The 26,953-nt window shown below is 69.9% G+C and carries 23 protein-coding genes; 19 read left to right on the top strand and 4 right to left on the bottom strand.

Annotated features, from left to right (window positions below):
- The first annotated feature begins 2 nt into the window (after positions 1 to 2).
- The 11 genes from FH608_RS01450 to FH608_RS01400 all read left to right on the top strand — a co-directional run bounded on the left by FH608_RS01450 (position 3) and on the right by FH608_RS01400 (position 8,173).
- A complete protein-coding gene (locus FH608_RS01450; protein ID WP_139627916.1) occupies positions 3 to 425 on the top strand; it encodes a hypothetical protein in 423 nt (140 codons plus the stop codon).
- A gap of 65 nt (positions 426 to 490) precedes the next feature.
- Entirely contained in the window at positions 491 to 706 is a 216-nt protein-coding gene (locus tag FH608_RS01445; protein ID WP_226898855.1) for an AtpZ/AtpI family protein, read from the top strand.
- 73 nt (positions 707 to 779) lie between these two features.
- A complete protein-coding gene (gene atpB / locus FH608_RS01440) occupies positions 780 to 1,580 on the top strand; it encodes a F0F1 ATP synthase subunit A (RefSeq protein WP_139627914.1) in 801 nt (266 codons plus the stop codon).
- A gap of 72 nt (positions 1,581 to 1,652) precedes the next feature.
- Positions 1,653 to 1,883, top strand: coding sequence for an ATP synthase F0 subunit C (atpE, locus tag FH608_RS01435; protein WP_138666586.1), 231 nt, complete (start codon positions 1,653 to 1,655; stop codon positions 1,881 to 1,883).
- 28 nt (positions 1,884 to 1,911) lie between these two features.
- Entirely contained in the window at positions 1,912 to 2,457 is a 546-nt protein-coding gene (locus FH608_RS01430; RefSeq protein ID WP_139627912.1) for a F0F1 ATP synthase subunit B, read from the top strand.
- Positions 2,457 to 3,266, top strand: a complete 810-nt coding sequence (locus FH608_RS01425) for a F0F1 ATP synthase subunit delta (protein ID WP_139627910.1) — start codon at positions 2,457 to 2,459, stop codon at positions 3,264 to 3,266. The genes FH608_RS01430 and FH608_RS01425 overlap by 1 nt, the downstream gene beginning before the upstream one ends.
- A gap of 23 nt (positions 3,267 to 3,289) precedes the next feature.
- The gene (gene atpA / locus FH608_RS01420) at positions 3,290 to 4,939 is read left to right on the top strand and encodes a F0F1 ATP synthase subunit alpha (protein ID WP_139627908.1); all 1,650 of its coding nucleotides are present in this window, start codon (positions 3,290 to 3,292) and stop codon (positions 4,937 to 4,939) included.
- A 3-nt stretch (positions 4,940 to 4,942) separates the two neighbouring features.
- A complete protein-coding gene (locus tag FH608_RS01415; RefSeq protein ID WP_139627906.1) occupies positions 4,943 to 5,845 on the top strand; it encodes a F0F1 ATP synthase subunit gamma in 903 nt (300 codons plus the stop codon).
- A 1-nt stretch (position 5,846) separates the two neighbouring features.
- The gene (gene atpD, locus FH608_RS01410) at positions 5,847 to 7,295 is read left to right on the top strand and encodes a F0F1 ATP synthase subunit beta (RefSeq protein WP_139627904.1); all 1,449 of its coding nucleotides are present in this window, start codon (positions 5,847 to 5,849) and stop codon (positions 7,293 to 7,295) included.
- 66 nt (positions 7,296 to 7,361) lie between these two features.
- Positions 7,362 to 7,763: a F0F1 ATP synthase subunit epsilon gene (locus FH608_RS01405; protein ID WP_139627903.1), complete on the top strand. Its 402-nt coding sequence runs from the start codon at positions 7,362 to 7,364 to the stop codon at positions 7,761 to 7,763.
- A gap of 29 nt (positions 7,764 to 7,792) precedes the next feature.
- On the top strand, positions 7,793 to 8,173 hold the full coding sequence (locus tag FH608_RS01400; protein ID WP_139627901.1) for a DUF2550 domain-containing protein: 381 nt from the start codon (positions 7,793 to 7,795) through the stop codon (positions 8,171 to 8,173).
- Between the two features lie 149 nt (positions 8,174 to 8,322).
- Here the strand turns inward: FH608_RS01400 and FH608_RS01395 are convergent, their stop codons facing one another.
- Positions 8,323 to 8,913, bottom strand: a complete 591-nt coding sequence (locus tag FH608_RS01395) for a cob(I)yrinic acid a,c-diamide adenosyltransferase (protein ID WP_139627899.1) — start codon at positions 8,911 to 8,913, stop codon at positions 8,323 to 8,325.
- 127 nt (positions 8,914 to 9,040) lie between these two features.
- Between FH608_RS01395 and FH608_RS01390 the strand changes: the two genes are divergently transcribed.
- From FH608_RS01390 to FH608_RS01375, 4 genes are all read left to right on the top strand, one after another.
- A complete protein-coding gene (locus FH608_RS01390) occupies positions 9,041 to 9,940 on the top strand; it encodes an ABC transporter ATP-binding protein (RefSeq protein WP_139627897.1) in 900 nt (299 codons plus the stop codon).
- On the top strand, positions 9,937 to 11,046 hold the full coding sequence (locus FH608_RS01385) for an ABC transporter permease (RefSeq protein ID WP_139627895.1): 1,110 nt from the start codon (positions 9,937 to 9,939) through the stop codon (positions 11,044 to 11,046). Before FH608_RS01390 ends, FH608_RS01385 begins: the two co-directional genes overlap by 4 nt.
- Positions 11,047 to 12,198, top strand: a complete 1,152-nt coding sequence (locus FH608_RS01380; protein WP_139627893.1) for a sensor histidine kinase — start codon at positions 11,047 to 11,049, stop codon at positions 12,196 to 12,198. It abuts the gene before it with no gap.
- A gap of 79 nt (positions 12,199 to 12,277) precedes the next feature.
- A complete protein-coding gene (locus FH608_RS01375) occupies positions 12,278 to 12,595 on the top strand; it encodes an STAS domain-containing protein (RefSeq protein ID WP_139627891.1) in 318 nt (105 codons plus the stop codon).
- A gap of 101 nt (positions 12,596 to 12,696) precedes the next feature.
- Here the strand turns inward: FH608_RS01375 and FH608_RS01370 are convergent, their stop codons facing one another.
- The 3 genes from FH608_RS01370 to nucS all read right to left on the bottom strand — a co-directional run bounded on the left by FH608_RS01370 (position 12,697) and on the right by nucS (position 15,931).
- On the bottom strand, positions 12,697 to 13,239 hold the full coding sequence (locus tag FH608_RS01370) for a TetR/AcrR family transcriptional regulator (protein ID WP_226898854.1): 543 nt from the start codon (positions 13,237 to 13,239) through the stop codon (positions 12,697 to 12,699).
- A gap of 141 nt (positions 13,240 to 13,380) precedes the next feature.
- Positions 13,381 to 14,853, bottom strand: a complete 1,473-nt coding sequence (locus FH608_RS01365) for an aldehyde dehydrogenase family protein (RefSeq protein ID WP_139627887.1) — start codon at positions 14,851 to 14,853, stop codon at positions 13,381 to 13,383.
- A 415-nt stretch (positions 14,854 to 15,268) separates the two neighbouring features.
- Positions 15,269 to 15,931: an endonuclease NucS gene (gene nucS / locus FH608_RS01360; protein ID WP_139627885.1), complete on the bottom strand. Its 663-nt coding sequence runs from the start codon at positions 15,929 to 15,931 to the stop codon at positions 15,269 to 15,271.
- Positions 15,932 to 16,032: 101 nt separating this feature from the next.
- Here nucS and FH608_RS01355 point away from each other — a divergent pair, with 101 nt between their 5' ends.
- The 4 genes from FH608_RS01355 to FH608_RS01340 all read left to right on the top strand — a co-directional run bounded on the left by FH608_RS01355 (position 16,033) and on the right by FH608_RS01340 (position 26,912).
- A complete protein-coding gene (locus tag FH608_RS01355; protein ID WP_139627883.1) occupies positions 16,033 to 16,323 on the top strand; it encodes an ATP/GTP-binding protein in 291 nt (96 codons plus the stop codon).
- A 90-nt stretch (positions 16,324 to 16,413) separates the two neighbouring features.
- On the top strand, positions 16,414 to 17,118 hold the full coding sequence (locus FH608_RS01350; RefSeq protein WP_139628907.1) for an alpha/beta hydrolase: 705 nt from the start codon (positions 16,414 to 16,416) through the stop codon (positions 17,116 to 17,118).
- A gap of 241 nt (positions 17,119 to 17,359) precedes the next feature.
- Positions 17,360 to 20,602 carry a LamG-like jellyroll fold domain-containing protein gene (locus FH608_RS01345; RefSeq protein ID WP_226898853.1) on the top strand — a complete coding sequence of 1,081 codons (3,243 nt, stop codon included), beginning with the start codon at positions 17,360 to 17,362 and terminating at the stop codon, positions 20,600 to 20,602.
- Positions 20,603 to 20,678: 76 nt separating this feature from the next.
- Complete coding sequence (locus FH608_RS01340; protein WP_139627880.1) at positions 20,679 to 26,912, top strand: RHS repeat domain-containing protein; 6,234 nt, start codon at positions 20,679 to 20,681, stop codon at positions 26,910 to 26,912.
- Positions 26,913 to 26,953 lie beyond the last annotated feature (41 nt).

Raw genomic sequence — 26,953 nt, 5'->3', positions numbered from 1 at the left:
TGATGCAGGCCAACGACGTGCGCGTACTCAAGAGCGCCGCGATCCCCACCCTCGTGGCAGGGGTGGTCGCCATGGTCGTCGCGCTCCTGACGGCCGGGGGCGAGGGAGTGCTGGGCGCCGCGATCGGCACCGTGCTCGTGGGAGTCTTCTTCACCATCAGCGTGGTGGTGGTCTCCTACGCCGCACGCGTCTCGCCCCAGATGATGGCGATCGCCGCCATGCTCAGCTACCTCGTCAAGGTCATCGCCATCATGGTCGTGCTGACCGCCTTCCGCGACACCACGATGTGGGACAACCAGGCGTTCGCCTGGTCGGTCGTGGGCTGCACGCTGGTCTGGACGGGCTTCGAGGTGCGCGCGTTCATGAAGACCAAGCTGCTGTACGTCGACCCCGAAGCCGCTGTCCCGGGGAAGGGCGACTCGTGATGGCAGGTAAAGGGATGAGGTCCAATATGACTAGTCCTTCACGGCCTGCTATCGTCAGGCCCGCGATGAGCGCACAGGAACGCCGGCCGGAAGAGGACGGTCGCGACTTCGCCGACGCCATGTGGTCGGTCCCCAGCTACCTGCTCGCGGGGATGGCCGTTTACGGGGGCGCCGGCTGGTTGCTGGACCGCTGGTTGGACATGTCCGCGTTCTTCCCGATAGGCATCGTCCTCGGGGTGGTGCTCGGCGGCTACCTGGTTTACCGGAAGTTCGGCCGCTAGCCCCAGACATCAAGTTTCGCCCCGCTGAGGAAAACCCTTGTGATCCACACTACGACGTTGAAGGGAACGCCGCGTGATTGCGCTGACGGTCCTCGCTCCTCCTGAAGACCAGTTCAAGGCCCCGACGCCTGACGAGCTGTTCAACTCCTTTACCCCGATCATCCCGGGGGTCGACTGGTTCACCAAGCCGGTTCTCCTCGCTCTCTTCAGCTCGGTGCTGGTGATCGGCGTCTGCTGGGCGGCCTTCGCCAACCCCAAGATCGTGCCCAGGGGCATTCAGAACGTCGTCGAGTACGGCTACATGTTCGTCCGCGACCAGGTCGCCCGCCCCTTCCTGGGCAAGGACGCCGACCGGTGGATGGGCCTGCTGGTCTCGATCTTCTTCCTGGTCCTGGTCTGGAACCTGCTGGGCGTCTTCCCGGTGCTCCAGTTCCCGGTCGCCGCGCACATCGCGTTCCCGATCGTGCTGGCCGGGACGATCTACATCCTCAAGGTCTACCTCGGGATCAAGCACCAGGGCGCGATCGGCTACTTCAAGAACATGATGTTCCCGCCGGGCCTGCCGAAGTTCATCTACGTTCTCCTCGCGCCGATCGAGTTCCTGTCGAACCTGATCATCGCGCCCTTCACGCACGCGGTCCGGCTCTTCGCCAACATGTTCGCCGGCCACATGCTGCTGGCCTTCTTCAGCATGGTCGGCTTCTGGTTCCTGTTCGAGAAGCTGACGCCGCTCGGCGCCGGGGTGGGTGTGGTCGGCGTGATCATGACCATCATCCTCACGGCCTTCGAGATGTTCATCCAGTACCTGCAGGCATTCCTCTTCGCGCTGCTGGCGGCCATGTACATCGGCGGCTCGCTGCACCCAGATCACTGAGATCCACGTACCGGAATATCCATGACCGGTGGAGACTCCGCTTCACCGGCCGTCCAGTAAAGGAATACAGCAATGAGCGTTCTCGCTGAGGTCTCCGGCAACGTCACCGCCATCGGTTACGGTCTCGCCGCCATCGGCCCCGGCATCGGCGTCGGCATCATCTTCGGTCAGGGCGTGCAGGCCATCGCGCGCCAGCCCGAGGCTTACGGTCTGATCCGCCAGAACATGCTCCTCGGCTTCGTCCTCACCGAGGCCCTCGCCCTGATCGGTCTGGTGGCGCCGTTCATCTTCCAGGGCATCTGACCCACCCCTCTGACGAAAGGCTGCAACCATGAAAACGGCAGCTTCGCTCCTCGCGGCGGAGGGCGCCAACCCGCTCATTCCGCACGACTTCGAGCTCATCGTCGGGATCTTCTCGTTCTTCGTCGTTGTCCTCGTCGTCGGCAAGATCCTCACGCCGCGCATCCAGAAGACGCTGGCTGAGCGGACCGACGCGATCGAGGGCGGCATCAAGAGGGCCGAGGAGGCCCAGGCCGAGGCGCAGGCCCTGCAGAAGCGTTACTCCGAGCAGCTCGAAGAGGCCCGTCGCGACGCGGCCAGGCTCCGCGAGGAGGCTCGCGAGCAGGCCGCGCAGATCAAGGCCGAGCTCCGCGAGGAGGCGCAGGCCGAGGCCCGCCGCCTCGTCGAGGCGGCGCACGCGCAGATCGAGGCGGACCGCCAGGCGGCCTTCGCCCAGCTGCGCACCGAGATCGGTCGCCTGTCGACCGAGCTGGCCGGCCGCATCGTCGGCGAGTCGCTTGAGGACGAGGTCCGGCAGAGCCGCATCGTCGACAGGTTCCTCGACGAGCTCGAGGCGTCGCCGCAGGCGGTGCGCTGATGCGTGGCCTGAGCAGGGTGGCGCTGGCCGAGGTCGAGGAGCGGTTCAACGCGGTCGCCGGCAGTGCCGACCTCGGTACGCTCTCCGACGAGCTGTTCGCGCTCGCCGACCTGCTCGACCGCGAGCACGGCCTGCGCCGTGCCGTGTCCGACCCGTCCAGGCCCGGCGAGCAGAAGGCGGCCACGCTGCGCGTCCTGCTCGCGGGCAAGGTCGGCGAGGCGGCGCTCGCCACCGCCGAGACGGCGGTGGCGGCCAGGTGGTCGCGCACCGGTGACCTGGCCGACGCCCTCGAACGGCTCGGCGTGGTCGCCGCGGCGGCGGAGGCGGAGAGCCAGTCCAGGATCGACGAGGTGGAGGACGAGCTCTTCCGCTTCGGCCGCATCGTGGCCGCCAACCCGGCCCTGCGCCGGGCGCTGACGGCCGCGGACGCGCCCGCCGCGGGCAAGGAGCAGCTGCTGCGCGACCTGCTCGGCGGCAAGGTCGGCCCGGCAAGCCTGCGCCTGATCACGCAGGTCGTAGTACATCCACGGGGACGTAGCCTGGAAGCAGGGCTCGAGGAGTTCGGGCGGCTCGTCGCCCAGCAGCGCCAGCGTCTCGTGGCAGTGGTCCGCAGCGCGGTGGAGCTGACCGAGGCGCAGAAGCAGCGCCTCGCGTCGTGGCTCAGCACCTCCTACGGCCGTGACGTGCACCTGAACGTCGAGGTGGACAAGCGAGTGCTCGGTGGGTTCTCGGTCCGCATCGGCGACGAGATCATCGACACCACCATTGTGGGACGAATCGACGAAGTCCGCCGCCGGTTGGCCGGCTAGGCGAATAGGGAGACAGAGTAGAGATGGCGGAGCTTACGATCCGGCCGGACGAGATCCGGGACGCGCTTGAGCGCTTCGTCCAGGCGTACGAACCGGAAGGCGCCGCGCGCGAGGAGATCGGGACCGTCGTCGACGCCGGCGACGGCATCGCCCATGTCTCCGGCCTTCCCTCGGCGATGGCTAACGAGCTGCTCGAGTTCGAGAACGGCACGCGCGGACTGGCGCTCAACCTCGACACCCGCGAGATCGGTGCCGTTGTCCTGGGTGACTTCAGCGGCATCGAAGAGGGCCAGACGGTCCGCAGGACGGGCGAGGTCCTGTCCGTGCCCGTCGGCGACAACTTCCTCGGCCGCGTGGTCGACCCCCTGGGCAACCCGCTCGACGGAAAGGGCGCCATCGAGGCCGAGGCCATTCGCGCCCTCGAGCTGCAGGCCCCCACGGTCGTCCAGCGGCAACCCGTGAAGGAGTCGCTGGCCACCGGCATCAAGGCGATCGACGCCATGACCGCGATCGGCCGTGGTCAGCGCCAGCTGATCATCGGTGACCGCGGCACCGGCAAGACCGCGATCGCCGTGGACACCATCCTCAACCAGCGCGAGAACTGGGCCTCCGGTGACCCCACCAAGCAGGTCCGCTGCGTCTACGTCGCGGTCGGCCAGAAGGGCTCGACCGTCGCGCAGGTGCGGGCGCGCCTGGAGGAGGCCGGCGCGATGGAGTACACCACCATCGTCGCCGCCCCCGCATCCGACCCCGCCGGTTACAAGTACATCGCCCCGTACGCCGGCTCGGCGATCGGACAGCACTGGATGTACCAGGGCAAGCACGTCCTGATCGTCTTCGACGACCTGACCAAGCAGGCGGACGCCTACCGCGCCGTCTCGCTGCTGCTGCGCCGCCCGCCGGGCCGTGAGGCCTTCCCGGGCGACGTGTTCTACCTCCACTCCCGCCTGCTGGAGCGCTGCGCCAAGCTCTCCGACGACATGGGAGGCGGCTCGATGACCGGCCTGCCGATCATCGAGACCAAGGGCAACGACGTGTCGGCCTTCATCCCGACCAACGTCATCTCCATCACCGACGGCCAGGTCTTCCTCGAGACCGACCTGTTCAACGCCGGTGTGCGGCCCGCCATCAACGTCGGCATCTCGGTGTCCCGAGTCGGTGGCTCGGCGCAGGCCAAGGCCATGCGCAAGGTCGCCGGCACGCTGCGTCTGTCGCTGTCGCAGTACCGCGACCTGGAGGCGTTCGCGGCCTTCGCCTCCGACCTGGACGCCGCGTCCAAGGCTCAGCTGGAGCGCGGCCAGCGGCTCGTCGAACTGCTCAAGCAGCCCCAGTACAGCCCGTTCGCGCTGGAGCGCGAGGTGGCCTCCATCTGGGCGGGCACCACGGGCGAGCTGGACGACGTGCCGATCGAGGACGTCCGCCGCTTCGAGTCGGAGTTCCTCGACTTCATCCAGTCCTCGCACAAGGGTGTCTTCGACACCATCCGCGAGACCAGGGACCTGTCGGACGACACGGTGACCGCTCTGAAGGACGCCATCACGGAGTTCAAGAAGGGCTTCACCACCTCGTCGGGCGAGCTGCTGGTCAAGGACGAGCCGGTGGCGCCCCTGGAGGCCGGTGAGGTCGGCCAGGAGAAGATCAAGAAGGTCGTCCGTCCGGCGGAGAAGAAGTAGGCCATGGGTGCCCAGCTAAGGCTGCTGCGGCGGCGGATCAGCTCGGTCAAGTCGACCGCCAAGATCACGCGTGCCCAGGAGCTCATCGCCTCTTCACGGATCGTGAAGGCGCAGCAGCGGATGCAGGCGGCGCTGCCGTACGAGCGCGAGATCACTCGCGCCGTCACCGGCGTCGTCAGCAACGCGGCCAGCGTCGACCATCCGCTGACGGTGGCGAAGGACAACCCCGCCAGGGCGGGCGTGCTCATCGTCACCAGCGACAGCGGCTTCTGCGGCGGCTTCAACGCCAACGTGCTGCGCGAGGCCGAGGCCCTGCGCGGGCTGCTGGAGGGCCGCGGCCTGGACGTCGTGCCGTTCGTCACGGGGCGCAAGGGTGTCACCTGGCACTCCTTCCGCCACCGCGAGATGGGCGGCCAGTGGGTCGGCTTCTCCAGGAAGCCTGCCTACGCCGACGCCAAGGAGATCGCTCAGGAGCTGATCGACTCGTTCAAGGACGAGAACGGCATCGACGAGATTCACATCGTCTCGACCGAGTTCGTCTCGATGCTGACGCAGAACGTCGTGGTCAAGCGGATCCTGCCGCTGGAGGTCGAGGAGACCGAGGCGACGGACACCACCGTGATCCCTCCGTACTTCGAGTTCGAGCCGACCGCCGCCGACGTGCTGGAGTCGCTGCTGCCGCGTTACGTCGAGTCGCGCATCTTCACGGCGCTGCTGCAGTCCGCGGCCTCCGAGGAGGCCGCGCGGCGGCGCGCGATGAAGTCCGCGACCGACAACGCCAACGAGCTCATGCGGGTGCTCACCCAGGAGATGAACCAGGCTCGCCAGGCGGAGATCACCCAGGAAATCAGCGAGATCGTCGGTGGCGCCAACGCGCTCGCTGACGCCGCAGCGGGGAAAGAGTGAAATGACTGCAGAGGCTGTTGAAAACGTAGAGGCCGCGGCGGCCGGCACCGGCCGCGTGGCACGCGTCACCGGCGCGGTCGTCGACGTGGAGTTCCCCGTCGAGGCCATGCCCGACATCTATAACGCCCTCAACGTCGAGGTCACCCTCGGCGGCGAGGAAAAGACCCTGACCCTGGAGGTCGCCCAGCACCTCGGCGACAACCTGGTGCGGGCCATCTCGATGCAGCCCACCGACGGCCTGGTCCGCGGCCAGGCGGTGCGTGACAGCGGCGCCCCGATCTCGGTGCCGGTCGGCGACGTCGTCAAGGGCCACGTGTGGAACGCGCTGGGCGAGACGCTCGACGTGCCGACCGCGTCGCTCAAGATCGAGGAGCGGTGGGGCATCCACCGGCCGTCGCCGCCGTTCGACCAGCTCGAGTCCCGCACCGAGATGCTCGTCACCGGCATCAAGGTCATCGACCTGCTCACCCCGTACGTGCAGGGTGGGAAGATCGGTCTGTTCGGCGGCGCGGGTGTGGGCAAGACCGTCCTCATCCAGGAGATGATCCGCCGCGTCGCCCGCAACTTCGGTGGCACCTCGTGCTTCGCCGGGGTGGGCGAGCGCACCCGTGAGGGCAACGACCTCTGGCTGGAGATGGAGGAGGCGGACGTCCTCAAGGACACCGCGCTCGTCTTCGGCCAGATGGACGAGCCGCCGGGCACCCGTCTGCGGGTCGCGCTGTCGGCGCTGACCATGGCCGAGTACTTCCGCGATGTGCAGAAGCAGGACGTGCTGCTGTTCATCGACAACATCTTCCGCTTCACGCAGGCCGGTTCCGAGGTCTCCACGCTGCTCGGCCGCATGCCGTCCGCGGTGGGTTACCAGCCCACGCTGGCCGACGAGATGGGTGTGCTCCAGGAGCGCATCACCTCGACGCGCGGTCACTCGATCACCTCCATGCAGGCGATCTACGTGCCCGCGGACGACATCACCGACCCGGCGCCGCACAACGCGTTCGCGCACCTCGACGCGCAGACCGTGCTCTCGCGGCCGATCTCGGAGAAGGGCATCTACCCCGCGGTGGACCCGCTCGACTCCTCCTCCCGGATCCTCGACCCGCAGATCGTGGGCGAGGAGCACTACCGGGTGGCCCAGGAGACCAAGCGGATCCTGCAGAAGTACCGCGAGCTCCAGGACATCATCGCGATCCTCGGTATCGACGAGCTGTCCGAGGAGGACAAGGTCACCGTCCAGCGTGCCCGCCGCATCGAGCGCTTCCTGTCGCACCCGATGTACGCGGCCGAGGCGTTCACCGGCCAGCCCGGCGAGACCGTCCCGCTGGACGAGACCATCGCCTCCTTCAAGGGCCTGTGCGCGGGTGAGTACGACCACCTGCCTGAGCAGGCGTTCTTCATGGTCGGTGGCATCGAGCAGGCCGTGGCCAAGGCCAAGGAACTCGAGCGCCGCTAGTCGCCCTAGGGTGGTGGTGCGGCAAGGAAGCCGCACCACCGCCAGATCGGAAAGGAACCTACAGAAGTGGCGAAGCTACGTGTAGGGGTTGTCTCACCCGAGCGTGAGATCTGGTCGGGCGAGGCCGACATGGTGATTGCCAAGACCGTGGACGGCGAGATCGGTATTATGCCGCAACACGCACCTGTGCTCGGTGTTCTCGTCGAGGGCGGTGTGCTGCGCGTGAAGCGGGAGGGCGAGGGCGACCTCGTGGCGGCGGTGCACGGCGGTTTCATCTCCGTGGCCGACGACGAGGTCTCCGTGCTCGCCGAGGTGGCCGAGCTCGGTTCCGAGGTCGACATCGCGGCCGCCCGCGACGCTCTCGACCGGGCCCAGGCCTCGATCGAGGCCAACCAGGAAGACGCCGACGCGGCGATCGAGGCCAAACGTGCCAGGGCCCGGCTCCGCGCGGCGGGCGAAGAGGTTTAATTAGTCCAAGCGGGGCTTTGGGGGGCGGCATGGTGGCGACGACGGTTGTGATTCTCGTAGCTTGTGCCGCCCTCATAGTCCTACGGGCATTCACGCTGGCCCGCTCGCGCGGCAGCGTGCCCTGTCGGCTGCGCGTCGGTGAGCGCGGCTGGCGCAGCGGAGTAGCCCGCTACGCCGACGGGGAGCTCCACTGGCTTCCGCTTCTGGGCGTCCGACTGAGGCCGCGCCACGCGATCGCGAGGCGCGGCCTCGTCGTTTCCGCCCGCCGTGAGATCGACGGCGGGCTTTTTGCTGTCGACTGCGGCGGCACGACCCGCGGCATCTCCCTGGCGATGAGCGCCGACGCCCTGACGGGCTTCCTGGCCTGGCTGGAGTCCGCGCCCCCCAGCGCCTACCTCGACGTCGCCTGACCTCATGGTCATCTTTTACGCGGTGCCGTGGCTTGCCACCCGCCGCACTTCGGCTGGTGGCCCTCCAGGAAACGGCCTCTGACCCTTCAGCGGCGGGCCGCCGTTACGCGAGCCGATGTTGACCGGTTTCGTGGGCATCGCCTCTCGCTCTAGCGGGTGCCGCCCGGTTTCCAGAGGATCTCCTCGCCGTCGTGGGCGACGCGGCAGGCGATGAAGAGCAGGTCCGACAGGCGGTTGAGATATTTCGCCGTCAGCACGTTCATGTCGTCGTGGGCCTGAAGGGCGGCCCAGGTCGTGCGCTCCGCCCTGCGGACCGTGACCCTGGCCACGTGGAGCGCGGCCGTGCCGGGGTCACCGCCGGGGAGCACGAAGCTGCGCAGCGGCTTCAGCTTCGCGTTGAAGCGGTCGCACTGCTCCTCCAGCCAGTCGATGTACGACTGCTCCACCCGCAGCGGCGGGAACTCCGGCTCCGCCACGACCGGCGTGGCGAGGTCCGCCCCCACGTCGAACAGTTCGTTCTGCACCCGGACGAGAACCTCGACCAGGTCCGCGGGCAGCGTGCCGAAGGAGAGGGCGAGCCCCAGGTGGGCGTTGGCCTCCTCCACGTCGGCGTACGCGGCCAGCCGGGGATCGGTCTTGGAGGCCCGGCTCATGTCGCTCAGCGCGGTGGTGCCGTCGTCGCCCGCACGGGTGTAGATACGGGAGAGGACGACCGGCTTGTCCTTGTCGGCGCGAGTCATGGAATCAGCGTAATGACAAATGTCATCTGAAAGACATGCAGGATGCACATGGCCCGCGTGATGTCGGCGACTACCAGGGCGAACGCCGCATACGCCACGATGGACCCATGACAGAGGAGATGACCTGATGCTCGAGATCAGCGAGCTGCGTAAGCGCTTCGGAGGCGGACCGGGCGCCTCCGAGGGAAAGGTCGCCCTTGATGGAATCAGCTTTGCCGTACGCCCCGGCGAGATGTTCGGTTTCGTGGGCGCGAACGGCGCCGGCAAGACGACGACGATGCGCATCGTCATGGGAGTGCTCCAGGCCGACTCCGGCTCGGTGAGCTGGGAGGACAGGCCGCTCGCCTACGACGACCGGCGGCGCTTCGGCTACATGCCGGAGGAGCGAGGGCTTTACCAGAAGATGCGCGTCGGCGAGCAGATCGAGTACTTCGGCCGCCTGCACGGGCTCGGCCAGCAGGCCGCGAAGAAGGCCACGGACGATCTGCTGGAGCGGCTCGGGCTGACCGAGCGCAGGGGTGACGCGGTGCAGACGCTCTCCCTGGGCAACCAGCAGCGGGTGCAGCTGGCGGTCGCCCTGGTGCACGACCCGGAGGTGCTCGTGCTCGACGAGCCCTTCTCCGGGCTCGACCCGATCGCGGTGGACGCGCTGGCCACGGCGCTGCAGGAACGGTGCAGGAGCGGCGTGCCGGTGATCTTCTCCAGCCACCAGCTGGAGCTGGTCGAGCGGCTGTGCGACTCCGTCGGCATCGTGGCGGCCGGCCGGATGGTGGCCACGGGCACGGTGGCCGACCTGCGGGCGGCCGAGAGCAACACGCTGCGCGTGGTCGTCCGCGACCCGGCCCCCGGCTGGGCGGACGGCCTGCCCGGCGCGGTCACCGCGACTGACGGCAAGCACGTCCTGCTGGCCGACGGCGAGCGCGACGACCAGGAGATCCTGCGGCGCGCCATGAAGGCGGGACACGTCGAGCACTTCGGGGTCGAGCGGCCCACCCTCACCGAGATCTTCAAGGAGGCCGTCACGTGAACGGGGTGATGCTGGTCGCCCGCCGGGAGATCACCACGCAGATCCGGACCAAGGCGTTCGTGATCGGCCTGCTCGTCACGGCCGTGCTGGTGGCGGCGGTGTCCTTCGCGCCCACGATCATGGACCGTCCCGACTCGTACACGCTGGGCACCGTCAACTCCCAGCAGCTGCCGCTCAAGGCCGCAGCCCCGGACGCCGAGTTCACGTGGCGCGGCTTCCCCGACGAGGCCGCCGCCAAGCAGGCGCTGCTCGACGGGGACGTGGACGCGGTGCTGGTCGACGGCACCAAGGTGCTGACCGACGGCGAGCTCGGCAGCGAGCTCAGCGTGCTGCTGCAGAGCGTCAACCGCGAGGTGCGGCTCGGCGCGGCCGGTGTGTCGATCCCGCCGCTCCAGATGGTCTCCGTGGGCGCCGACACCCGGTACGAGGCCGCCCGTACCGGCATCGCCGTGGTGCTCGTCCTCGTGCTGTTCATGCTGCTCATGGGCCAGGTCATGATGGTGGCCATGGGCGTGGTCGAGGAGAAGAGCAGCAGGATCGTGGAGATCCTGCTCTCCACCCTGCGGCCCTGGCAGCTGCTCGGCGGCAAGATCATCGGCCTGGGCGTGCTGGGGCTGATCAACCTCGTCACGATCCTGGCCGTCGGGCTCGTCGCCGCCGCGGCGTCGGGGCTCGCCGCGGACTTCCCGCCCGGGATCCCGGGGCTGGTGGCCGGCGTGCTGCTGTGGTTCCTGCTCGGGTACGCGTTCTTCGCCACGCTGGGGGCGGCGCTCGCGTCGCTGGTCTCGCGCCAGGAGGAGGTGGGCAGCGTGATGACGCCTCTGACCATGGTCATCATGCTCACCTACTTCGTGGCCTTCTACGCCACCAACGACCCCACGGGCACGCTGGCCACGGTCGTGTCGTACATCCCGCCGTTCTCCTCGATGGTCATGCCGGTGCGGATGGCCGCGACCGAGGTGCCGCTGTGGCAGGCCGGCGTGTCCATGGCGGGCATGGTGCTGGCCGTGCTCGCGGTGCTGGGCTTCGGCGCGAAAATCTACGAACGGGCCGTGCTGCGGACAGGGGCCAGGCTCAAGCTGGGCGACGTGCTGCGCGCCCGGTAGATGGACGAGATCCAGCGGGCGCGCCGCATCACGTGGCGGGTCCTGGTCTCCGGCCTCGTCGTGATGTGGCTGTCCATCGTGACGGCGTCCGTCGTCGCGATCGGCGAGGGCAGCTTCAGCTGGTGGCGCGCCGTGCCCGCGGCGCTCCTGGCGCTCGGCTTCACCTGGCTGTGCCCGCGCGTCGTCAACGCGATCTTGGACCGCCGCTACCCCACCCGGCAGGTGGCGGTGGCGGCGGTCCTCGCGCTCGGCGCGGCGGGCCTGGGCGGAGCCGAGCCGTTCGGGTGGGGTTTCGTGCTCATGTGCTGGCTGTCCGTCGCCACGCTGGAGGTCTCCAAGCGCACCGCCGTTCTGCTGGCCGCCGGCGCGTGGGTGGCCGGCGTCGGGCTCGTGATGGTGTGGGTGAACGTCGCCCCTCTCGTCGGACGTGACCTGGGCCTCGTGCAGTCGCTGGCCTCGTACACGCTGCTCTGCGTGCTGCTGCCGCCGTTCAACCGGGTGTGGGTCTGGGTCTGGAACCTCGCCGTGCAGGCCCATGAGGGGCGCGAGGCGCACACCCGGCTGGCGCTGGCCGAGGAGCGGCTGCGCTTCGCCAGGGACCTGCACGACCTCGTGGGGCACCAGCTGTCCGCCATCGCCGTCAAGACCGGGCTCGCCGTCCGGCTGTCCGACGTTGACCAGGCCGCGGCCAAGGCCGAGATGGCCGAGGTGAACACGCTGACCAGGCAGGCGCTCAAGGAGCTGCGGCAGGCCGTACGCGGCTACCGCGAGCTTGACTTGACCGCCGAGCTGAATAGCGTGAAAGGTGTGCTCGAAGCGGCCGGGGTCCGCTGCGAGGTCGGCCTGCCCCACGGCGACCTGCCCGACGGGGTGGCCCCGGTGTTCGCCTCGGCGCTGCGCGAGGCGGTGACCAACGTGCTCAAGCACAGCACGGCGACGTTCTGCGACATCACGATCCGTTTCACGGCCCGCGAGGCGGAGCTGAGCGTGCGCAACGACGGGGTCGCCGGGCAGCGTCCAGGAGATCTGGGCAGCGGGCTGACGGGCGTGCGGGAGCGGCTGGCCGCCGTGGGCGGCACTGTGAGCGCCCACCCGACGGAGGACGGGGACTTCCTGCTGAAAGCAGTCGTGTCACTTCCGATAGGTGGGTAGGGGACGCACAAGGTACATCTTCGTCGCGTGTCATTACGCGCGGTGATGACTACGCTGTGTAGGTGAATGGGGAGGTGGCATGCGAGTCCGGGGCAACCCGAGTGCCCAGGTGGTGCGGATCGGCGCCAGGCTCGACGCCGGCACGTCCGCCGGGGTGCGGGAGCGGCTGCATGAGGCCCTCGACTCCGGCGAAGGCGACCTGATCCTGGATCTCTCCAAGCTGGAGATGATCGACGCGACCGGTCTCGGGGTGCTGGTGGGCGCGCACAGGCGCGCGCTGAGCGTGCAACGCCGTCTCGTTCTTCGGGGGGTGCCACCGAGGATCATGCGGATCCTCGCGGTGACCCGGCTGAATCGGGTGCTGCACGTGGAGGTTCCCGCAGCCGCGGTGGCCTGATGTGACATATCGGAGCGGGCGACGATCAGCCGTTGCCCGCTCTTTCCTGGCTTAGACGAAATGGAGTTTTCGGGCCGGCCGTTGAAATGGCCGCCGATTAGTCAGGGCGTGCCGAGGCTCCTGATGAAGATGTGCGCCGCGACGTCCACGAGTTCGCCGATCGGCGGCGGCGCCTCCGCGTGCAGCCATTCGATGAGCAACTCTTGTAGCGCTCCAACCACTCCGAGTGCCACCAGTCGCCGATTCAACCCCGGCGGGTGCACGAAATCCGCCGACGCGTCCTCGACGAGACGCGCGAACGCGTCGATCGCGCGCTGACGCGACAGTGTCAGGACATCCCCGGAACGGCGCACCTCGACGTGCATGATCCGGGCCCGCCGCCAGTCCGCCGTGGTGAATTCGATATAGGCGCGAATCCCGGCCTTGACTCTGTCGTCAAGCGTGTTCGGCGCCTCCTGGACGGCTTTGCTCACCACCGCCAGGCTTTCGTCCACGCAGCGCTCGTGACACGCCTGGAGCAACTCCTCCTGGCTGCCGAAACATTCGTAGAAGGCGCGGTTGGAGATCCGCGCCTCGGAGCACAGCCTTTCGATGGTCGTCTCCGCGAACCCCGGCTTCGCGTATAGCGAGTACGCGGCCGTCATCAGCCGCTCACGTCTGTCGGCCAGCCTTTGCTCAGCCGACATTCCCCGGTAAGACCGGTTCACTTTCCACCCGTCCATGATCGTGGCCCCCAGAGCACACAATTATGGACGGATGATCCGATTTCGGAAAGGGTAAGAAGATTACCTTTTACGTCGTCCGTGCAAGAACGTGACAAGCCTGATCAGCCGCTCAAGCTCCGCGGGGCCCCGCGTGAACGACGTCAGGTTCATCCCCGGCATCGCGAAGCGCTGGCGCGAGATCGCCTTGGGCCGGGCGAACTCCCGCAGGCCGTCGGCCCCGTGGATGCGCCCGAACCCCGAGTCGCCCATCCCGCCGAACGGCAGCGCCGGCACCCCGGCGAACGAGATGACCGAGTTGATCGCGGTCATGCCGGAGCGCATCATGCGGGCGAGTTCCATGGCCCGGCGCGTGTTGCGGGAGAAGACCGTCCCGCCCAGCCCGTACACCGAGGCGTTGGCCAGCTCCAGCGCTTCCTGCGCGTCACGGGTGCGCCGCACGGTGATGGTCGGGCCGAACGTCTCCTCGCGCACCGCGGGCGACTCCTCCGGCACGTCCTCGACGATCACGGGCTCCACGTACGGGGCGCGCACCGACCCGGTGCCGCCGGCCACGACCTTCCCGGCCTTGGCGGCGTCGTCGATGTGCCGCTTGATGATGTCCAGCTGGCCCGGCATCGTGATGGGGCCGTAGTCCTCGCCCGCCTTCACCTTCGCCACCCGGTCGGACAGCTCGCGCATGAACGGCTCGTAGACGGCGTCCACGACGTACACCCGCTCGACGCCCACGCAGGTCTGGCCCGCGTTGGACATCGCGCCCCACAGGCAGGCGTCGGCGGCCTTCCCGATGTCGGCGTCGGCGTCCACGATGAACGCGTCCTTGCCGCCGCACTCGGCCACGATGGGCGTCAGGTTCTCGGCGCACGCCGCCATGACCCGCTTCGCGGTGGCGGTCGAGCCGGTGAAGGCCACCTTCCTGACCCTCGGGTCGGCGGCCAGCGCCGCCCCCGTCTCGCCCAGCCCCGTCACCGTCTGCAACACCGGCTGCTCGGGCACCGCCTCGGCGAACAGCTCCGCCAGCCGCACGCCGATCCCGGGAGTGAGCTCGCTGGGCTTGAACACGACGGCGTTGCCGGCCGCCAGCGCGTACGCGATGGAGCCCATCGGGGTGAACACCGGGTAGTTCCACGGGCCGATCACCCCGACCACGCCGAGGGGGAGGTATTCGAGCGTCGCGGCCAGGTTGAGGCCGATCATGCCGGGGTTGACGCGGCGGCGGCCGAGCACCTTCTGCGCGTTGCGCGCGGCCCAGTCGAGGTGGGTGATGGCCAGCACGATCTCCAGCGTCGCGTCGCCCACCGGCTTGCCGTTCTCCTCATGGACCAGCTCGGCCAGCTCCCTGAGGTGCTGCGTGATGACCGCCTTGTAGTCCAGCAGCCGCCTCCTGCGCTCACCCGCCCCGAGCGCGGCCCACCACCCGGCCGCCTCCTCGGCCCGCCCGACGGCCTGCCGGACGGCGTCGGGGCCGTGCTTGGGGTGACTACCGACGATCTCGCCGGTCGCCGGGTTGAGTGAGTCGAACGTCACGGTCGTCATGGCGCCACGATAATCCGGTAATTCCCCACTTACCAGGCCACCCACCTCCCTCCGCGCAGGCCCCCAAACCACTCGATCGCCCTGGCCGTCTGGGGACGCCGTGAGGCGGTGGTGCGGGGCGACGGGCCGCTGTCGGGGCGGCGTGACGCGGTGACATGGCATGGCGCGACGGGGCGGGCGGTGGCGAGGCACCGACGCCGGTGCGCGGGTTCGCGGCGCCGGGCCGGCGGGACGGTGTACGGCGGTGCCCGGCGCAAGGGGTACGGCGCCCGGCCGGCAGAGCCCAGGTAACCGGGCAATCATGGGCTCGCGTAACGGCGCTCAGCCGGTGAAGGGTCAGCGGCCGTTCCCTGGAGGGCCACCAGCCGAAGTGAGGCGGGTGGCGAAACCCTGGCACCGCCGTAACAGAAGAGGATCAGAACAGGGTCGGGTTGGTGGGGGCGATGCCGCGGAGGGAGTCGTAGTCGAGGGTGACGCAGGTGATGCCGCGGTCGGTGGCGAGGACGCGCGCCTGGGGTTTGATCTCCTGGGCTGCGAAGACGCCGCGCACGGGCGCCAGTATCGGGTCGCGGTTGAGCAGCTCCAGGTAGCGCGTCAGCTGCTCAACCCCGTCGATCTCGCCGCGCCGCTTGATTTCCACAGCCACGGTCGCCCCCACCGCGTCCCTGCACAGGATGTCCACCGGCCCGATCGCCGTCATGTACTCCCGCCGGATCAGTGAGTAGCCCTCGCCCAGCGTCGTGATGTGCTCGGCGAGCAGCTCCTGGAGGTGGGCCTCCACCCCGTCCTTGATCAGCCCGGGGTCGACGCCGAGCTCGTGGCTGGAGTCGTGGAGGATCTCGGCCATCGTCAGCACCAGCTGCTCGCCGGTCTTGCCGTGGGTGACCGTCCAGGTGTCGCCGTCCTCCTTGAGCTTGCACGGCGGGTTCATCCAGTTGAGGGGCTTGAACGCGCGGTCGTCGGCGTGAATGCTCACGCTCCCGTCCGCCTTGATCAGCACCAACCTGGGGGCCATCGGCAGGTGCGCCGTGAGCCGTCCAACGTAATCCACGCTGCATCGCGCGATGACCAGCCGCATGACGTCCCACCTTAGCGGCTCTGGAAAACTGGGCGCATGGCGTTCAAACGGGTGGAGGGCGATGGCGGTCGCGTGGGGGGCGGTCGTGTGGGGGCGGGGAGATGAGCCCTCGGCGCGCCCGCCGCAGGGAGTCTTCCCGGCCGTTCGGTTTCCCGACCGGGCTGGACAAGGTGGAGGAGTGGCCGGACGGCGAGTGGAAGGTACGCATGCTCACCGGCGCCTCCTCCATCAAGGACTACCGGTGCCCCGGCTGCGACCAGGAGATCCGCAGCGGCGTGCCGCACCTCGTGGCCTGGCCGAACTGGCCGGGCGGCGACGAGGAGCGCCGCCACTGGCACCCGGCCTGCTGGCGTAAGAGACTCCACCGCGGCCCGGGCCGCAGCCGTTACTGAGCGCGGAGCATCCTCTGCCATCGACACATCCGTTACTGAGCGCAAGAGCATCCCCCGTCATCGACGCATCCGTTACTGAGAGGATCCATGGTGGAGATTCGCGCGGCGACCGTCCTCCCCGCCCGGCGCGAGCCGATCGAGCTGCACACGGGCGACGGCCTGACGCTGGTCGGCGAGCTGGCCCTGCCGCCCGACCGGCCTCCCGTGGCGACGCTGGTGACCCTGCACCCGCTGCCCACCCACGGCGGGTTCATGGACAGCCACGTCTTCAAGAAGGCCGCCAACCGGCTGCCCGCCCTCGCCGACCTGGCGGTGCTGCGCTTCAACACCCGGGGCACCTCCTCCGAGCGCGGCACCTCGGAGGGCGCGTTCGACGGGGGAGAGGGGGAGCGGTACGACGTCGCGGCGGCGCTCGAGTACGCCGAGTACCACGACCTGCCGCGGGTGTGGGTGGTCGGCTGGTCGTTCGGCACCGAGCTGACGCTGAAGTGGGCGCACGACCCGCTGGTGGAGGGCGCGATCCTGCTCTCACCGCCGCTGCACAGGGCGACCGACCGCGACCTGGACGCCTGGGCGGAGTTCGGGCGGCCGCTGGTGGCGCTGGTCCCGGAGTTCGACGACTACCTGCGGCCCGAGGAGGCGCGGCGGAGGTTCGAGCGGGTACCGCAGGCCGAGGTGATCGGGGTCGACGGGGCCAAGCACCTGTGGGTGGGGGAGCCGTACGTCCGCATCGTCCTGAACGAGATCGTCAAGCGGGTCAACCCGGACGCGTGGCCGCTGCCGACGGACGTCTGAGGCATCACCCTGTGACGGAAATTTCCGGATAATGCGCAGTTGTGAAGGAAATTTGAGCAGAATGAGCAGAAGTCTGGACTTCCCTCTCGACCAGGGTGAAACTCCGATCGTCAACTGAAGACCGTGGAGACGCCGGGCGGGAGGATCGTAGCCCGTCCCGCGCGTGATCCCTGCTCACCATGGGTGAGGGCGTATGCGGGCAGTGCGTGGGTTGGTTACGGCGGCGTTGGCCTTATCGATCATGGTGGTGCCGCATCCGGCGTCCGCCGCCCAGGCGGTGACCACCCCACCTCCACAGACCTCACGAGCCGTCCCGCCGACACCGGGCGCGCCGCCGTCGGAAGAGCGCGCCCTCGCGGCCGCCCGCACCGAGGGCCGGCCGGTCGAGATCGAGTCGATGCGCAGCGAGACCCGCCAGGTCTGGGCCCAGCCCGGCGGCACGCTCACCATGGAGCAGTACGCCCGTCCGGTGCGCGTGCGCAAGGCCGGCGGCTGGGTCCCCGTGGACACCACGCTGCGCCTGCGCCCCGACGGCGCGGTGGAGCCGGTCGCCACGGCGGCCGGCCTGACGTTCTCCGGCGGCGGCACGGCCCCGCTCGCCCGCCTGTCGCGCGGCGCCAAGACCCTGGAGCTGGGCTGGCACGGCACGCTCCCCAAGCCCACCCTGAACGGTGACACCGCCACCTACGCCGAGGTCATGCCGGGCGTGGACCTCCAGGTCACCGCGGACGTGGACGGCTTCTCGCACGTCCTCGTGGTCAAGTCGCGCGAGGCCGCGGCCGGCCTGACCGAGGAGCTGACCTATCCGCTCACCACCAGGGGCCTGACGCTCAAGGCGGACAAGGCGGGCAACCTGGAGGCCCGCGACAGCGCCGGCGGCACGATCTTCATCGCGCCCACCCCGACGATGTGGGACTCGGAGGGCATCACGAGCCCGCGGGCGCTCAAGGAGGGCCGCTCGCCCGAGGCCAGGCAGGCCACGATGGGCGTGGAGCTGGCGGGCAGGCAGCTGCGGCTGAGGCCGGACAGGAAGATGCTGACGGACCGCGACACCCGCTTCCCCGTCTACCTCGACCCGTACTTCTCGGCCGCCCGCGGCGCGTGGACGGCCGTCTGGAGCAACTGGCCCAACTCCAACTACCTGAACTCCAGCGACGTCGCCAGGGTGGGCCACGTCGAGTCGCAGAAGAACCGCTCGTTCTTCCAGATGAACACCGGCTCGACCATCCACGGCAAGCAGATCGTCAAGGCGACGCTGCGCACGTATGAGACGTGGTCGTACTCGTGCAGCGCCCGCAAGGTCGAGGCGTGGGCGACCAACCGGATCAGCAAGAGCACCACCTGGAACAACCAGCCGGCGTGGGTCACGAAGATGGACACGGTCAACGTGGCCAAGGGCTGGGGCGCGTCGTGCCTGCCGGGCGGCGTCGAGTTCGACGCCACGCCGCAGGTCGTCAACGCCGCCGCCAACAGCTGGCCCAACGTCACCATCGGCCTGCGGGCCACCAGCGAGACCGACGTCTACGCCTGGAAGAAGTTCAAGAACAACCCGAGCCTGGTCATCGAGTACAACTCCATCCCGTCCGCCCCGGTGGCCGCCGACGCGTGGTCGGACCCGGGCGGCGCCTGCGTGTCCGGCGAGGACCGGCCGGTCATCGGCACGGCCACGCCGAAGCTGTGGGCGCGGCTGAAGGACGCCGACAACTCGGTCAAGGGCCGTTTCGAGTGGTACGACGCCGCGGGCACGAAGACCGGCGAGTACGTCACCGCGACGGGCTCGTCCGGCACCGCCTTCTACGCGACGATCCCGCAGAGCCTGTATGCCGACGGCACGCTCATCCGCTGGCGGGTGCGCGCCGAGGACGGCAAGGCCACCAGCGACTGGAGCCCCTGGTGCGAGGCCACGGTGGACGCCACGGCCCCGGGCCGGGAACCGGTCGTGACCTCGCCCGAGTACGCCGAGAACGCCTGGAGCGACGGTCTCGGCCTGGCCGGCACGTTCACGTTCGACCCCAACGGCGTCCCCGACGTGGCCACGTACGTCTACGGGCTGGACACCACGCCCAAGGTGGAGGTGCCCCCCGGCGCGGACGGCAGGGCGACGATCGCGCTCACCCCGCGCCACGACGGCCCGAACGTCCTGGCGGTGCGCAGCAAGGACCGCGCGGGACACCTCGGCCCGATCCGAACGTACGTCTTCAACGTCAACGCGGGCCGCGACCCCAGCGGTCACTGGAAGCTGGACGAGGGCGAGGGCACCGTGGCCGCCGACGCCGCGAACGCCCACCCCGCCACCCTCCACGGGGCCGCGTGGACGGCCGGCCGGACCGGCGCGGCGCTGCGCCTGAGCAACGCGGACGCGCAGACCTCAGGGCCGGTGACCGACACGACCCGCAACTTCACCGTCACCGCCTGGGCCCGCCTGACGAGCACGGCGGGGACCGCCACCCTCGTCACCCAGGAGGGCACCAGGACCGGCGGCTTCGCGCTGCAGTACGCCAAGGCCGACGATCGCTGGGCCCTGGCCCGCGCCGGCTCGGACGCCGACGGCGCCACGACCGTGCGGGCGCTCTCCTCGGCGGCCCCGAGGCTGAACGAGTGGACCCATCTGGCCGGCGTCTACGACTCGGCGGCCGGCCAGCTCTCCCTCTACGTCAACGGCCGGCTGGAGTCCACGGTCGCCTTCACCCAGCCGTGGAACGCCACCGGGCCGCTCACCATCGGGCGCGGCCTGGCCGGCGGCGCGGCGGCGGAGTTCTGGCCGGGCGACGTGGACGACGTCCGCGTCTACGGGCGGGCCATGTTCGCCGACGAGGTGGCCGACCTGGTCAACAGCGCCGCCGCCCTGGTCGGCCACTGGACGCTGGACGAGGAGTCGGGCACGTCCGCCGCCGACTCCTCGGGCCGGTCCGCGCCCGCGACGCTCGCCGGGGGCGCGTCGTGGACCGCGGGCTGGCTGGACGGCGCGCTCGCGCTCGACGGCGTCAGCGGCTACGCCCAGACGGGCCGGCCCGCCGTCAACACCGCCGCGGGCTTCACCGTCGCCGCCTGGGTCCAGCTCGACTCGGTGCCGGCCGCCGACGCCGCCGCCGTGGCCCAGCCGGGCAGCAGGACGGCCGGGTTCCAGCTCGGGTTCGACAAGGAGCAGGGGCGGTGGGCGTTCGGGATGCGTGCCGCCGACACCGACACGGCCGCGCTCGTGCGGACCCGCTCCGACGCGGTCCCGAACCCGCTGGAGTGGACGCACCTGGCGGGCGTGTACGACGCGCTCGCCGGCGAGCTGCGCGTCTACGTCAACGGACGCCTGTCCGCCACCACCGTCACCGACCACGTGAGCACGTGGAACGCCACCGGCCCGCTGCAACTGGGCCGGACCGAGAGCGCGGGCGCCTTCACCGGCTACTGGCCGGGGGCCGTGGACGACGTCCGCACGTATGACGGCGTGCTGAGCGCCGAACGGATCGCGCAGTTGGCCGCTCAATAGGCAGAGCGGCCGGCCGCGCGACAGAACCACACGCACCCCAGTAAACCCGATCAGCACCCCCGACTGGGAGAGGTTCATGGACCTGCCGAGTGAGTTAGACCTGCCCGAATCCCGCTGGAACCGCCCACAAGAACCCGACTTACCAGACATTCCCGACACCTCGTGGAACCGCTTCCTGGAGCCCAAGCCCGAGTCGCCCTGGCCGCGCCGGCTCGCCGCCGTCCTCTCGATGGTGCTCGTCCTGCCGCTCGCGTACGCCATGCCCGCGCAGGCGGCCGCCCGGACGGCCCCGTCCGTGCAGAAGGAGAAGCCGGTCAAGGGCGGCAAGGTCCCGGTCCGGCCCCCGCTGCCCGATCCCGTCGAGAAACAGGCGTGGAAGGCGCCGCCAGGCGTCAGCTGGCCCAAACCGCAGGTGGCGGAGCTGGGCGGCGGCCGGGCGAGCACCCTGGCGGCCGGGTTCCCGGTCAAGCTGGCCCCGGCGAAGGGCCTGAAGGCGGCGGAGGCCGCCGATCCCGTACGCGTCGAGATCCTGGACAGCAAGCTCCTGGGCCTGGCCATGCGCGTGTCCCCCGGCCAGGGCGCGAAGACCCTGTCCGCGAAGAAGACCCGCCTGCAGGTCGACTACTCCGGCTTCCGCTACGCCTACGGCGGCGACTACGGCGCCCGGCTGCGCATGGTCAAGCTGGAGGAGTGCGCGCTGACCGGGGCCGACGGCTGCGCCGCCCCCGAACCGGTGAAGAGCGAGAACGACCCGGCGGCAGGCACGCTCACCGCCGACGTCGAGTCGGCCGGCCTGTACGCGGTCACGGCGGGCGCCTCCGGCCAGTCGGGCGACCTCGCGGCCACCTCGCTGGCGCCCTCGGCGAAGTGGAGCGTCGGCACCCAGTCCGGCGACTTCAGCTGGGGCTACGGCCTGCGCATGCCGCCCGCCCTGGGCGGCGAGGAGCCGGACGTCTCGATCGCCTACTCCTCCCAGAGCGTGGACGGCCGCACCGCCTCCACCAACAACCAGCCGTCCTGGGTCGGCGAGGGCTTCGAGCTGAACCCCGGCGGCTACGTCGAGCGCCGCTACAAGTCCTGCATGATCGACGGCAAGAAGACCGGCGACATGTGCTGGGACCAGGACAACGCCACGCTGTCGCTCGGCGACTCGGCCATGGAGCTGGTCAAGGACGCCACGACCAAGCAGTGGCGGCCCAAGCGCGACGACGGCACCAGGATCGAGTACCTCACCGGCGCCACCAACGGTGACAACAACGGCGAGTACTGGCGCGTCACCACCGCCGACGGCTCCCAGTACACCTTCGGCCTGAACCGCCTGCCCGGCTGGGTCAGCGGCAAGCCGGTGACGAACTCGGTGCAGACGGTGCCGGTGTTCGGCAACAACAGCGGCGAGCCGTGCCACTCCAGCACCCCGGCCAACGCCTGGTGCCAGCAGGCCTACCGGTGGAACCTCGACTACGCGGTCGACACCCACGGCAACGCGACCACGTACTGGTACGAGCTGGAGAAGAACTACTACGGCCGCAACATGAAGCCGGAGCTCGGCACCCCCTACGTGCGGGGCGCGTACCTCACCCGCATCGACTACGGCTACCTGGGGAGCGAGCTGTTCACCAGGGCTCCGGCGGCCAGGGTCGTGTTCGACGTGGCGGAGCGCTGCCTGCCGAGCGGCAGCGTCACCTGCGCTCCCGAGCAGCTCAAGAAAGAGACCGCCGCCTCCTGGCCGGACGTGCCGTTCGACCAGATCTGCGATTCCGGGGTGAAGTGCACCGACCGCCTGTCGCCGACGTTCTTCTCGCGCAAGAGGCTGACCAAGGTCACGACCCAGATCCGCACCGCCGCCGGCCAGTACGCGCCGGTGGACTCCTGGGCGCTGACCCACCAGTTCCCCGCCACGGGTGACGGCATGAGCCCGTCGCTCTGGCTGGCCTCGATCCAGCAGACCGGCCACGTGGGCGGCACGATCACGCTGCCGAGGACCACGTTCATCGGCGTCCAGCTGCCCAACCGGGTGGACACGAACGAGGGCCGCGCCCCGCTGGTCAAGTGGCGCGTCCAGGCCGTGAACAGCGAGAGCGGCGGCGAGCTGCGCGTCAACTACGCGCCCGCCGAGTGCGAGCCCGGCAAGCTGCCGGCCGCCGACAAGAACACCAAGCGCTGCTTCCCGCAGCGCTGGTCCCCGCCGAACGAGGCCGAGGTAACCGACTGGTTCCACAAGTACGTCGTGGCGCAGATCGTGGAGGTCGACCGGGTCGGCGGCGCGCCGAACAAGGTCACCGACTACGAGTACCTGGACGGCGCCGGCTGGCACTACGCCGACAACATCCTCGTCAAGCCCGAGCACCGCACCTGGGCCGACTGGCGCGGGTACGGTCGCGTACGGGTGCGCGAGGGCGACGGCCAGGACACCAGGCGCACGCTCACCGAGTTCCGCTATTTCCGCGGCCTGCACGGTGACAAGCAGGCCGACGGCTCCAAGCGCAGCGCCCAGGTCGAGGACTCCGAGGGCGTCAAGATGGACGACCTGGACCAGCTGTCCGGGTTCGAGCGGGAGGAGACCCTGTTCGACGGTGACGGCGGCGCGGTCCTGACCTCGACCGTCGAGGAGCCATGGTCGGTCAAGACGGCCGAGTCCACGCAGGGCGGCGTCACCAAGGCCGCGTACATCGTGCAGCCCAAGTCCATGGTCACCCGCACCGCGCTGGGCGGCGGCACGTGGCGGCGCACCGGAGAGGAGCGCTCGTACGACGCCAAGGGCCTGCTCACGCAGGTCGAGGAGCAGGGCGACCTGGCCGACGACGGCGACGACCAGTGCACCCGCTACACCTACGCCCGCAACGACACGTCGTGGATGCTCGACTACACCAGCAGGATCCAGAAGGTCGCGGCCGGCTGCGACACCGGCGTGTCCACGCTGGCCGCCGACGAGGTCATCTCCGACGAGCGGGTCCAGTACGACGGCAAGGCGTACGGGCAGGCGCCGAGCAAGGGCGACGTGACCGCGGTGCAGCAGCTCGCGTCCGGCGACGGCGCGACGATCACCGACAGCACCCACACGTACGACGTCTACGGCAGGGAGACCAGCGAGACCGACGCCATGGGTACCAGGTCGACCATGGCGTACACGCCGGCCACGGGCGCCCCGGCCACCGAGGTCACGGAGACGAACCAGCTCGGCCACGTCGAGAAGATCATTCTCGAGCCCGCCTGGGGAGAGCCGATCGCCGAGATCGACGCCAACGGCAAGCGCGTCGACATGGAGCACGACGCGCTCGGCCGCCTCGTGAAGGTCTGGCAGAACGACCGCAGCAAGGCGGCCGGCCAGTCGCCGAACACCGAGTACGCCTACACCGTCCGCAACGACGGCCCCAGCGTGGTGACCACCAGGACGCTGCGCCCCGACGGCGGCTACACCACCAGCTACGAGCTGTACGACGGGCTGATGCGCGAGCGCCAGACCCAGGAGCCGGCGCCCGTCGACGACCAGACGCAGGACCCGGCCCTGCGCGACGGCCGCACGATCACCGACACCCTCTACAACTCCCTGGGCGAGAAGGCCAGGTCCAACACCGGCTACTTCGCCACCGGGGAGCCCGCGACCGAGCTGTTCGCCGTGTCGGACACCGACGTGCCGAACCAGATCGTGTCGACCTTCGACGGCGCCGGTGACGTCAACGCCCAGATCCTCAAGGCCAAGGGCGTGGAGCAGTTCCGGGTCAGCGTCAAGCAGGAGGGCGACAGGGTCCACGTGACGCCGCCGCCCGGCGGGACCGCGACGACCCGCATCGGCGACGCCGACGACCGCCTCATCGAGCTGCGCCAGTACAAGGGCGCCACCCCGACCGGCGAGTACGAGTCCACCAAGTACACCTACGACCACGCCGGACGGCTGTCCACGGTGACCGACCCGGCGGGCAACGTCTGGCGCCACCACTACGACGTGCGCGGCCGGGAGATCAGGACCGAGGACCCGGACAAGGGCGTCACCACCTTCACCTACAACGACGCCGACGAGGTGGTCAGCGTCAGCGACGCCCGCGGCAAGACCCTCTGGTACTCCTACGACGAGCTGGGCCGCAAGAAGGAGATGCGCGAGGGCTCGGCGACCGGCCCGCTGCTCGCCGAGTGGAAGTACGACGCGCTGGCCAAGGGCCACATGAACGCCGGCATCCGCTACCTGGGCGGGCAGGCGTACAAGGCGGAGATCAACGCCATCGACACCGCCTACCGCCCGCTGCGCGAGACCGTCACCATCCCGCAGCGCGAGGGCAGGCTGGCGGGCTCGTACGTGCTCAACACCCGCTACACGCTGGACGGCGACGTCCAGTCCGTCAGCTTCCCCGCCGCCGGGGGGCTGGAGGACGAGTCGGTCGTCTACTCCTACGACGCGCTGGGCCAGCCGACCAAGGTCACCGGCCTGTCGCCGTACGTCAGCGCCACCCGCTACTCCAAGATGGGCGAGACGCTCCAGTACGAGCTGGGCTCCGGCAGCAGGAAGACCTGGCTCACCTACACCCACGACGAGGCCACCCGCAGGCTGACCGGGATGCGCCTCGACCGGGCGGGCGCCGCGTCCACCGACCTCGACCTGCACTACACCTACGACCCCGCGGGCAACATCACCAAGATCGCGGAGGAGGCCGGCGGCCAGGACACGCAGTGCTTCACGTACGACCATCTGCGCCGCATGACCTCGGCGTGGACGGCCACGGACGACTGCGCGAGCGGTGCCCCCGAGTCCGGCACGATCGGCGGCGTGGCCCCGTACGCGGTGAGCTACGACTACGACGTCACCGGCAACCGGATCAAGGAGACCAGGCACGCATGGGGCGGCGCGCCGGAGACCGTCCGCACCTCCACCTACCCGGAGGCCGGCGGCAAGCAGCCGCACGCGCTGCAGAGCGTCGGGCAGGATCTGTTCGAGTACGACGCGGCCGGCAACACCACCAGGCGTAAGGTCGGCGCCTCCGACCAGACCCTGGTCTGGGACGCCGAGGGCAACCTGGAGTCGGTCACGGAGGCGGGCAGGACGACGTCGTTCGTGTACGACGCGGACGGCGAGCGGCTGATCCGCAAGACGCCCGACGACGCCACGCTCTACATCGACGACATGGAGCTGCGCTTCGACTTCGCCAAGGACAAGGTCGAGCAGACCCGCTACTACACGATCAACGACAAGCCCGTCGCGGTGCGGACGCCGGACAACCAGGTCTACTTCATGGCCAACGACCACCAGGGCACCGCGCAGGCGGCGGTGAACGCCGCCAACGGCGAGCTGGCCGTACGCAGGACGACCCCGTTCGGCGAGGACCGGGGCTCGCCACCACCGTGGTGGCCGGGCCAGCGCGGGTTCGTCGGCGGCACGAAGGACACGACGACCGGGCTCGTCCACCTCGGGGCCCGCGAGTACGACCCCAAGAACGGCCGGTTCATCTCGGTCGACCCCGTCATCGACGAGCAGGACCCGCAGCAGCTCAACGCCTACGCCTACGCGAACAACAGCCCCGTCTCCATGAGCGACCCCGACGGCCAGCTGTTCTGGATCGCCGCGGCCATCGTGGTCAGGGTCGCCGCGTCCGTGATCGCGAGGCGGCTCGCGGCGGCGGCGGCCAGGCGGGCGGCGCTCGCCGCGGCCAGGGCGGCGGCCAGGCGCGCGGCCATCGCGGCGGCCAAACGCCGGGCGGCGGCACTGGCCAGGAAGAAGGCGCTTGAGGCGGCCAGGAAGCGGGCCGCGGCGGCGGCCAGGAAGAAGGCGCTTGAGGCGGCCAAGAAGAGGGCCGCCGAGAAGGTCAAGAAGGCGAAGGAGGCGCTCAAGGCCCGCCGGGCCGCGATGAAGGCGAGAAGGGACGCCAGGAGGAAGGCCGCCGAGGCGGCGGCGAAGCGGCGTGCCGCGCTGAAGGCCAGGGCGCGCAACCACCGGGCCGGCCGGGTCCCCAGGGGCGTCCAGCAGGCGCGGTCGCGTCCGGCACACCGGCCGACCAGCCACAAGGCGGCACAGCGCCAGTCGCCGCCGAAGGTCGCCAGGCAGCCGGCCCAGCCACAGCCGAGCCACATCTGGCGCAATGACGGGACCAGGCAGCCGACGCAGTCCATCTCCGTCTACCGCAACGGCGAGATGTACCCCGACGGGCCGCCTCCTCCCGGTCTCCGGCCGGGCGGCTCCGGCCAGGGCCAGAAGCAGATCTTCCGGCCCGAGAAGGTCGAGCCGGAGAACACGAGGACGGGCACGATCGCCGAGACCGGCGCCCGCGTGACCCGCTGGATCGACCAGAGCGGCCTGGACGACTTCTTCGGATTCTTCTTCTAGACGCCTCTGGAGGCTTGTGATGCCGGCGCGGGGTCCCATCA

Source organism: Nonomuraea phyllanthi (assembly GCF_006334985.2).
Taxonomy (GTDB): domain Bacteria; phylum Actinomycetota; class Actinomycetes; order Streptosporangiales; family Streptosporangiaceae; genus Nonomuraea; species Nonomuraea phyllanthi.
The sequence above is the reverse complement of the archived record's forward strand: the minus strand, read 5'-3'. Positions and strand labels throughout refer to the sequence as shown.

Bases quoted from the DNA above. Each gene is read 5' to 3' on its own strand.
- FH608_RS01450 (WP_139627916.1), top strand. From the start codon at position 3: ATGCAGGCCAACGACGTGCGCGTACTCAAGAGCGCCGCGATCCCCACC.
- FH608_RS01445 (WP_226898855.1), top strand. From the start codon at position 491: ATGAGCGCACAGGAACGCCGGCCGGAAGAGGACGGTCGCGACTTCGCC.
- atpE (WP_138666586.1), top strand. From the start codon at position 1,653: ATGAGCGTTCTCGCTGAGGTCTCCGGCAACGTCACCGCCATCGGTTAC.
- FH608_RS01430 (WP_139627912.1), top strand. From the start codon at position 1,912: ATGAAAACGGCAGCTTCGCTCCTCGCGGCGGAGGGCGCCAACCCGCTC.
- FH608_RS01425 (WP_139627910.1), top strand. From the start codon at position 2,457: ATGCGTGGCCTGAGCAGGGTGGCGCTGGCCGAGGTCGAGGAGCGGTTC.
- atpA (WP_139627908.1), top strand. From the start codon at position 3,290: ATGGCGGAGCTTACGATCCGGCCGGACGAGATCCGGGACGCGCTTGAG.
- FH608_RS01415 (WP_139627906.1), top strand. From the start codon at position 4,943: ATGGGTGCCCAGCTAAGGCTGCTGCGGCGGCGGATCAGCTCGGTCAAG.
- atpD (WP_139627904.1), top strand. From the start codon at position 5,847: ATGACTGCAGAGGCTGTTGAAAACGTAGAGGCCGCGGCGGCCGGCACC.
- FH608_RS01400 (WP_139627901.1), top strand. From the start codon at position 7,793: ATGGTGGCGACGACGGTTGTGATTCTCGTAGCTTGTGCCGCCCTCATA.
- FH608_RS01395 (WP_139627899.1), bottom strand. From the start codon at position 8,913: ATGACTCGCGCCGACAAGGACAAGCCGGTCGTCCTCTCCCGTATCTAC.
- FH608_RS01390 (WP_139627897.1), top strand. From the start codon at position 9,041: ATGCTCGAGATCAGCGAGCTGCGTAAGCGCTTCGGAGGCGGACCGGGC.
- FH608_RS01380 (WP_139627893.1), top strand. From the start codon at position 11,047: ATGGACGAGATCCAGCGGGCGCGCCGCATCACGTGGCGGGTCCTGGTC.
- FH608_RS01375 (WP_139627891.1), top strand. From the start codon at position 12,278: ATGCGAGTCCGGGGCAACCCGAGTGCCCAGGTGGTGCGGATCGGCGCC.
- FH608_RS01370 (WP_226898854.1), bottom strand. From the start codon at position 13,239: ATGACGGCCGCGTACTCGCTATACGCGAAGCCGGGGTTCGCGGAGACG.
- FH608_RS01365 (WP_139627887.1), bottom strand. From the start codon at position 14,853: ATGACGACCGTGACGTTCGACTCACTCAACCCGGCGACCGGCGAGATC.
- nucS (WP_139627885.1), bottom strand. From the start codon at position 15,931: ATGCGGCTGGTCATCGCGCGATGCAGCGTGGATTACGTTGGACGGCTC.
- FH608_RS01355 (WP_139627883.1), top strand. From the start codon at position 16,033: ATGAGCCCTCGGCGCGCCCGCCGCAGGGAGTCTTCCCGGCCGTTCGGT.
- FH608_RS01345 (WP_226898853.1), top strand. From the start codon at position 17,360: ATGGTGGTGCCGCATCCGGCGTCCGCCGCCCAGGCGGTGACCACCCCA.
- FH608_RS01340 (WP_139627880.1), top strand. From the start codon at position 20,679: ATGGACCTGCCGAGTGAGTTAGACCTGCCCGAATCCCGCTGGAACCGC.